The sequence below is a fragment of the Mycobacterium sp. E2733 genome (genome assembly GCF_001667585.1).
Taxonomy (GTDB): domain Bacteria; phylum Actinomycetota; class Actinomycetes; order Mycobacteriales; family Mycobacteriaceae; genus Mycobacterium.
Window position 1 is genome coordinate 1 of sequence record NZ_LZJZ01000069.1, and the last position, 596, is coordinate 596.

General features: G+C 68.5%; 1 protein-coding gene. It reads right to left on the reverse strand.

All coding sequences use genetic code 11. From position 1 onward, the window contains the following. Window positions 1–596 (reverse strand): serine/threonine-protein kinase (locus A5678_RS12620; protein WP_156746892.1); only part of this gene is annotated, 596 nt, incomplete at both ends.

A 596-nucleotide genomic window follows, 5' to 3' on the forward strand; every position in this document is an offset into this window, starting at 1 on the left:
GCGTGCGCGAATTCCACGGTGGTGGCATAGCGCTGGGCGGGGTCTTTGGCCATGCCTTTGGCGATGACGGCATCCATCGGCGCCGGCACCCCGGGTCGCAGCACCGAAGGCCGGGGCGGCGGGGTGGTCAGGTGCCCGACGATTTGTTGTTCGAGGCTGTCACCGGGGTAGGGGCGCTGCCCGGTCAGCGCCTCGAACAGCACGCAGGCCAGGGCGTAGATGTCGGCGCGGGCGTCGGCCTGTCCGGTGTTGAGCCGTTCGGGGGACATGTAGGCCCAGGTGCCGATGGCCGCCCCGGTGCTGGTGAGCCCGGTTTCCCCGGCCGCGCGGGCGATGCCGAAGTCGATCAGGTAGGCGAAGTCGTCCTTGGCGACCAGGATGTTGGAGGGTTTGACGTCGCGGTGGATCAGCCCGATTTCGTGGGCGGCGTGTAGTGCCGAGGCGATCTGGTCGATGATCGCGATCGCCCGCGCGGGCTCGAGCGGCCCGTCGGCCAGTACGTCGTGTAGGTCGCGGCCTTCGATGAGCCGCATGGTCACATACAGTCGTCCGTCGATCTCGCCGAAGTCGTAGATGGGGATGACGTGCGGCTCGTC